The sequence below is a fragment of the Candidatus Omnitrophota bacterium genome (assembly GCA_023227985.1).
GTDB lineage: Bacteria > Omnitrophota > Gorgyraeia > Gygaellales > Profunditerraquicolaceae > JALOCB01.
Genome location: JALOCB010000005.1, coordinates 68350 through 74871 on the forward strand (window position 1 = coordinate 68350; position 6522 = coordinate 74871).

Below are 6522 nucleotides of genomic sequence, written 5' to 3' on the forward strand. Positions count from 1 at the left end.
GCCCTAAATGCCTGATTGCAGGAAGATATTATCACTTTTTTTGCTTTCATCCCTGATCCCCGTATTGCCGCTTTACGCGCAATCCCCGGTTGATCCCGCTTCCGGTTATAACCTGATATTCATCTGCCTGGATACCCTGCGCCCCGACCACCTGGGATGTTACGGCTACGGACGCAATACCAGCCCGCGTATCGACGCGATATCCGGCCAGGGGGTATTGTTCAAGAATGCCTTCGCCCAGTCTAACTTTACCCTGGCCAGCCACGCTTCTTTGTTCACCTCAAAATACGCTCATAGCCATAACGCCGACCGGATCGAGCGCCGGCTCGCGGATGAAGAAATAACCATAGCGGAGGTACTTAAAGCCAACGGCTATAAAACCGCGGCTTTTATACACAATGCGCAGCAATTCGACCCGAAATTCGGGCTTAACCAGGGTTTTGAGACATATGATTTCGCGGTAGAAGCCAACCGGCGTCCTTCGATAGAAAAAACGCTCCCTGCCTGCCTAAAATGGATAACCCGCCATAAAAACGAGAGATTTTTCGTTTTTCTGCATGCCAATGATATACACGAACCATATCATTGCCCGGATGAGGATTATTTCGACGAAGGATATCACGGCCGGCTGGATCAGGAGTATATGGCAACCTGGCCGCCGGGATTCCACACGCGCAATCTCAAACGGACCAAACAAGAGGCCCGGCATATAATCGCACACTATGACGCGGGGATCAGATACACGGACTCCTACGTTGGTAAATTCTTCGATCATTTAAAGGGGGCCGGGTTGCTGAATAAAACAATACTGGTGTTCTTTTCCGACCACGGCGAAATACTGGGTGAAAGAAAAAAGTTTTTCGGGCATGGATTAAGCCTGCATGACGAAGAAGTGCGCGCGGCTTTGTTGTTTTGCCTGCCTCAGGCAAAACAACAAACAGTCGAGGAACAGGCACAGTTGGTCGATATAATGCCTACTGTGCTGGAATTGCTGCGGATAGATACCAAAGGGCTCGGGCTTGAAGGGAAAAGCCTGGTTAAAACATTTTTGCCGGGCAGCGCCATCGACGAAGAAATAAATGAATATGTTTATGCGGGATGCCTGAGCGGCGAAAGCGAGGACAACGGCCTGACCGATACCCAGGCGATGATCCGCAGCCGCTCATGGAAACTTATTACACATACATGGGGATTCCCGGCGGATCATAAAAATATCAAAAGCGTGCAGATGCATAACGGCGCGATCATAACCGCTCCTTTCAGGAACAGGATCGAACTGTATGACCTTAGAAAAGACCCCCGGGAAATAAACAACCTGGCCGGCCGGGGATACGCCGATATCGAAAACATGTTATTGTCAAAACTGCTGGAATTATTTTAACAATGAGAATAAAGCTTATATTCTTTTGTGCCCTTACTATCGCCGGACCGTTTATCGCCTCGCGGGCTTACCCTGCCGGCCCGAAATATAACATAGTTATTATCGTCGTCAACGCGCTAAGGACCGATTATATGGGCTGTTACGGGTCCCGGCAGGGGAATACCCCGAATATTGATTCCCTTGCCGCTGAAGGCGCGTTATTCGATAACGCAATAAGCCAGTCATATTGGACGCTGCCCAGCATGGTATCTTTGCTTACATCTAAATATGTTTCGGCGCACGGAGTAAACTCGCGCAATAACCGCATAGCAACTAATGAGCGGACGCTTACCGAGGTGTTGAAAAAAAACGGCTTTGATACCGCGGCATTCACCTGCGGCCTGGATACGGTCGATAAATACGGCTTGGAAAAAGGGTTTGATCGTTATTTTTACTATCAGGGCCCACGACCCGTGGGTTCTTTGGGCGATATCCTGCCTGAAATAAAAAAATGGCTGGCGCTGCCGAGGAACGAATATTTCTTCGCGCTTATCCACAGCTATGACCTGCATCCGCCGTACGACAAGGAACTATTGAACGCACAGCTGAACAACGCTTACAGCGGCATATTAGCCGGCTCCGCGCTGGATTACGGCCTTCTGCGGAGGATAAAAGGCGGCTGCCTTGATATGGACGGTATAAAATCGCCGTTGGGCCCGGCTGATCTTGAGTATATAAAAGCCCTTTATTCCTCCGGCATCCGGCGGGCGGACGCGTACGTCGGAGAATTGATCTCCGGCATAAAAAATGCAGGGCTTTATGATGAAACGATTATTATCCTCTGCGCCGACCATGGGGAGGAATTGGGGGAAAGAGGGACATTCGACCGTTTTGGCAATCAAAATCTATATCAGGAAGTGGTCCATGTGCCTTTGATCATTCGTTTACCCTCGACAAAATTTCGGGGCATCCGGATCCGATCTCTGGTCGGGTTGATCGACCTGATGCCCACAATCCTGGACCTGCAGAATATAGGCAATACCGCTGCGATAGACGGATTAAGCATCGCGCCGCTTTTAAAAGACCCGCGAGCCCGGTCAACACGTAAATTCCTGTTAGCCGAAGGGCAAAAACACAAATGGGCCCTGTTGCGGCCGAATGGCTGGAAATTGATATTTAACAAAGGCGAAAACCGCTTATACAACTTAAATACCGATCCGCGCGAGCTTCGCGACCTTAACCAAAGCAAAAAACACCTTACGTTTTTAATGCTCCGGGATTTCCTGGATTGGCGCCAACTTTTTAAAAAGCACTCAACTAACGGCAATCAAGTGATTTTAGACCCGGAAATGATCAAAAACCTGAAAAAAGCCGGGTACTGGTGATCTTGTCTGAAAACGCTTTCTTTTTTGCCGCTATTGGGCTTGAAATGACGGTAATAAGTGGTAGACTCCTGTTGAGAGGAGAAAACCATGGAGCGCAGGAATTATCCGCGTTTTGAAACGAACGAATCGGCAATGGTAATCCAGGATACGGGCTCCCCGGAAAAAACCGTGATCCTGGAAGAAGTAGCCGAACAGGGAGTCCGGGTAATCGGTTACGAACCGCTCAAACCCAAAGACCATATAAAAATACACTTTAAGGTCCCGTTTTTTTGCCCTCATACGGTACAAAAAAAAGCCGTGGTGATCTGGGTAAGACCGGCATCAGGGATAATGTGGGAAGCTGGCCTGGATTTCGGCCCGGATAACCTGGTAAATATCCCGTTTCAGTAATATCTCCCGCCTCAGAAAAAGTTTTAAATTTTATCTTGCACAAATCCCGTAAAAATAGTATTATATTAGTCTGTATTTTTGTGTTTTAGGCGTGATATTCTGCGTGCAAATTACGGGCCCATAGCTCAGCGGAAGAGCAGGAGACTCATAATCTCTTGGTCGAAGGTTCGAACCCTCCTGGGCCCAGGATTATATAGCTGACGAGCGTTGTTTTCCGGCGTTTGTCGTCAGCAGCTTGTATCGGGGCGATTGGCTCAGTTGGTTAGAGCGTCACATTCACATTGTGAAGGTCAGAGGTTCAAGTCCTCTATCGCCCATTTTACATACGCGCCTTAAAATCATAGAAGGGGGTAATAATTGACGGCAAACCTTAAAGAACAGCTGCAAGCCCTGATCCAGCTTCAGGCGATCGATACCCAGATCTACCGGTTGAACGACGAAAAAAAGGCCAAACCCCTGGAGATCGAGGCGCTGAAAAACGCGTTTGAGGCCAAAAAAGAGAGCTTGGCGAAGTTGGAAAAGGTGTCCCTGGACCTGCAAAAAGAAAAGAAAGAAAGGGAATTGGAGCTGGCGTCAAAGGAAGAGAACGCGAAAAAGCTTCAGGCGCAGCTCTATCAGCTTAAAACCAACAAAGAATATAACACCATGCTCCAGCAGATCCAGGACGCCAAGGCCGACGGCTCGGTGATCGAGGATAAAATACTCGAGTCCATGGATAAGATAGAAAGCTCCAAAGCTGATATAGATAACGAACGGAAGAAGCTCCAACAGGAAGAGCAGACATTTAACGCCCAGAAAAAGATCGTCGAAGACCGGATAAAAGAGATCGACGAAAAACTCCGCCAGATGGAGGCGCAGCGCAACCAGAACGTGCCGGCGATCGACACAAAAATACTCGCGCAATATGAGCGGATACTGAAAAACCGCGAAGGGTTGGCGATAGTCAGTGTGAAAAACAACACCTGTTCCGGATGCAATATGTTCATGCCGGCCCAGGTGATAAACCTGATCCGGATGTACGAAAAGATTATGGTCTGCGACGTCTGCAACCGGATACTGTTCATCGGCGATGAATGACCTTGAGATATTCATAGACGGGGCATCCAAAGGCAATCCAGGGCCCAGCGGAGTGGGCGTGGCGATCTACCGCTCAGGCAAGCTGATCCGGGAATTATCCAGCTACATCGGGGAAGCAACCAATAATATCGCCGAATATACGGCCCTGATCTACGCGCTTGAGGAAGCTTTGATACTCCGGCCGCAGCGCATCCTGATAAAGACCGACAGCCAGCTTTTGTACCGCCAGATCAAAAAAATATATAAAGTGAAACACCCGAACATGATCGGGCTGTACGACCGGGCAGTGCGGCTTATCGGGGCTTTTAAGGAAGTGGAATTAGCCAATATCCCCAGGGAAGAAAACAGCCTGGCCGATAAATTAGCCACACAGGCGGTGAAAGAAGCAAGAGCAAAAGGCGCAAACTGATCTTTTGATATTGAGGCGTAGGAAGTGGTTGCCCGCAAAATATTTGCGGAAGGAAAGTCCGGGCTCCAGAGGGCGAGCGCAGTGGGTAATAACCACCCGTTGATGTTGAATCAGCGAGGATATCCCGGATCGTTACGATCCGGGATCCCGAAGAAGACTTCGCAAGAATGAGGCTTCGGGAGAGCCACAGAGACGAGCCTGGATCCAGGGAAACCTGGCCCCGGGGTGAAACGAGCAATCTCTGCGCGGAGCAAGGCCGAATAGAAAACCAGGAATAGCCCGTTCCGTTACGAGTTTTGGGTAGGCTGCTAAATCCAGGGCAGGCGACTGCCCGGATTAGAGGAATGACCACATAAACAAAACCCGGCTTATTCTACGCCTCAGTAATATTATGTTGAGTATGGATTGATGTTTTGTCAGCAATGCACACCTAAACCAAACTGGAGGAAAAATGTCAGGTCATTCTAAATGGAAGACAAATAAAGGTAAAAAAGCGGCTGCCGACGCGGTTAAAGGCGCCACTTATACCAAGATCATCAAGGAGATAACCGTTGCCGCTCGCGAAGCCGGCGGTAACCCGGATACGAATTTTAAGCTGCGTAAGATCATGGACCGGGCAAAAGAAGCGAATATGCCTTCGGATAACGTCAAAATGGCTATAAAACGCGGCACAGGCGAACTGCCCGGCGTAATTTATGAGTCCGTAAGATACGAGGGCTTCGGCCCGGGCGGCGTAGCGGTCATGATCGACGCGATAACCGATAACAAGAACCGGACCGCCGCGGAAGTACGCAATATTATGTCAAAAAAGAACGGCAATCTGGGCGGTTCGGTAAGCTGGATGTTTACCATGAAAGGCTATATATCGGTTGCAAGATCCGCGGCCAAAGAAGAGGAATTAATGAATATAGTCCTGGACGCCGGCGCCGAGGATATTAAAACAACCGAGTCTGATTACGAGATATATTCCGCGCCGCAGGACCTGGATAAGGTCAAGCAGGCGCTGGCGGCGAAAGGCATAAAGATGGAGGCCGCCGAAGTGACCATGGTCCCGTCTTCAAGCATAAAGCTTAACGAAAGCGACGCCAAACAGGTCTTGGCGCTGATCGAGGCCCTGGAAGAGCATGACGATGTCCAGGATGTATACGATAATTCCGAGATACCTGACGATATACTGGAAAAGATCCAGGCTGAATCCGAAGAAGAATGAGGATACTGGGGATTGACCCGGCGTTAAAAACTACAGGCTACGGCATAATCGACTGGGACGGCCGGAGTTTTAACCCGGTCGCCGCCGGAGCGGTCAATACCCGTTACAGCCAGCCGCTTCCGCAAAGGCTGGATACGATCTACCGGGAAATATCCGGGCTGATAAAAAAACATCATCCGGATGTTATGGTCCTGGAAAAAGTCTTTATACATTACCATCATCCTACCACCGCGTTCCTTTTAGGCCAGGCCAGGGGCATAATCTGCCTGGCTTGCGCGCAAGGCAAGATCCCCTTGATCGAATACGCGGCGACGCATGTCAAGAAAGCGGTAGTGGGAAGAGGGCAGGCATCCAAAACCCAGGTACAGCGCATGGTCGCTTCCATACTTAGCCTGAAGGAATTGCCTAAATACGAAGACACGACCGACGCACTTGCCCTGGCAATCGCCTATACGTATTTCATCCGCGCCAACCGGATAAAACTAATAGCGAAAGGCAGCTTATGATCGCCCGGATCAAAGGAAAAGTGATCGAACGCGGGGCCAATTTCATCCTGGTCGAGAATTCCGGGTTCGCTTATCAGGTGCTTCTGGCGGTCATCAATATGCAACGGCTGGACGAGATCATCGCGGCCGACGGAACAATCGACCTGATCACCTATCATTATTACCAAGTGGAACCGTCCCGGAGC

8 protein-coding genes, 2 tRNA genes and 1 other RNA gene are annotated in these 6522 nt (G+C 49.7%); all 11 read left to right on the forward strand.

Annotated elements, in window-relative coordinates:
• Positions 1-7 precede the first annotated feature (7 nt).
• A complete protein-coding gene (locus tag M0R35_02065; protein ID MCK9594445.1) occupies positions 8-1381 on the forward strand; it encodes a sulfatase-like hydrolase/transferase in 1374 nt (457 codons plus the stop codon).
• 2 nt (positions 1382-1383) lie between these two features.
• A complete protein-coding gene (locus tag M0R35_02070) occupies positions 1384-2745 on the forward strand; it encodes a sulfatase (GenBank protein MCK9594446.1) in 1362 nt (453 codons plus the stop codon).
• Positions 2746-2832: 87 nt separating this feature from the next.
• Positions 2833-3135, forward strand: coding sequence for a PilZ domain-containing protein (locus M0R35_02075; GenBank protein MCK9594447.1), 303 nt, complete (start codon positions 2833-2835; stop codon positions 3133-3135).
• Between the two features lie 114 nt (positions 3136-3249).
• Positions 3250-3321 (forward strand) — tRNA-Ile (locus M0R35_02080).
• Positions 3322-3378: 57 nt separating this feature from the next.
• A tRNA-Val gene (locus M0R35_02085) sits at positions 3379-3452 on the forward strand.
• 40 nt (positions 3453-3492) lie between these two features.
• A complete protein-coding gene (locus M0R35_02090) occupies positions 3493-4212 on the forward strand; it encodes a hypothetical protein (GenBank protein MCK9594448.1) in 720 nt (239 codons plus the stop codon).
• On the forward strand, positions 4205-4621 hold the full coding sequence (locus M0R35_02095) for a ribonuclease HI family protein (protein MCK9594449.1): 417 nt from the start codon (positions 4205-4207) through the stop codon (positions 4619-4621). Before M0R35_02090 ends, M0R35_02095 begins: the two co-directional genes overlap by 8 nt.
• 11 nt (positions 4622-4632) lie before the next feature.
• An RNA gene (gene rnpB / locus M0R35_02100) (RNase P RNA component class A) lies at positions 4633-5008 on the forward strand.
• Between the two features lie 64 nt (positions 5009-5072).
• On the forward strand, positions 5073-5831 hold the full coding sequence (locus M0R35_02105) for a YebC/PmpR family DNA-binding transcriptional regulator (protein ID MCK9594450.1): 759 nt from the start codon (positions 5073-5075) through the stop codon (positions 5829-5831).
• Complete coding sequence (gene ruvC, locus M0R35_02110; GenBank protein ID MCK9594451.1) at positions 5828-6337, forward strand: crossover junction endodeoxyribonuclease RuvC; 510 nt, start codon at positions 5828-5830, stop codon at positions 6335-6337. Before M0R35_02105 ends, ruvC begins: the two co-directional genes overlap by 4 nt.
• Positions 6334-6522: hypothetical protein (locus M0R35_02115; protein ID MCK9594452.1), on the forward strand; the 189-nt coding region annotated here is incomplete at its 3' end. The genes ruvC and M0R35_02115, both read left to right, overlap by 4 nt.

Bases quoted from the DNA above. Each gene is read 5' to 3' on its own strand.
- M0R35_02065 (MCK9594445.1), top strand. From the start codon at position 8: ATGCCTGATTGCAGGAAGATATTATCACTTTTTTTGCTTTCATCCCTG.
- M0R35_02070 (MCK9594446.1), top strand. From the start codon at position 1,384: ATGAGAATAAAGCTTATATTCTTTTGTGCCCTTACTATCGCCGGACCG.
- M0R35_02075 (MCK9594447.1), top strand. From the start codon at position 2,833: ATGGAGCGCAGGAATTATCCGCGTTTTGAAACGAACGAATCGGCAATG.
- M0R35_02095 (MCK9594449.1), top strand. From the start codon at position 4,205: ATGAATGACCTTGAGATATTCATAGACGGGGCATCCAAAGGCAATCCA.
- M0R35_02105 (MCK9594450.1), top strand. From the start codon at position 5,073: ATGTCAGGTCATTCTAAATGGAAGACAAATAAAGGTAAAAAAGCGGCT.
- ruvC (MCK9594451.1), top strand. From the start codon at position 5,828: ATGAGGATACTGGGGATTGACCCGGCGTTAAAAACTACAGGCTACGGC.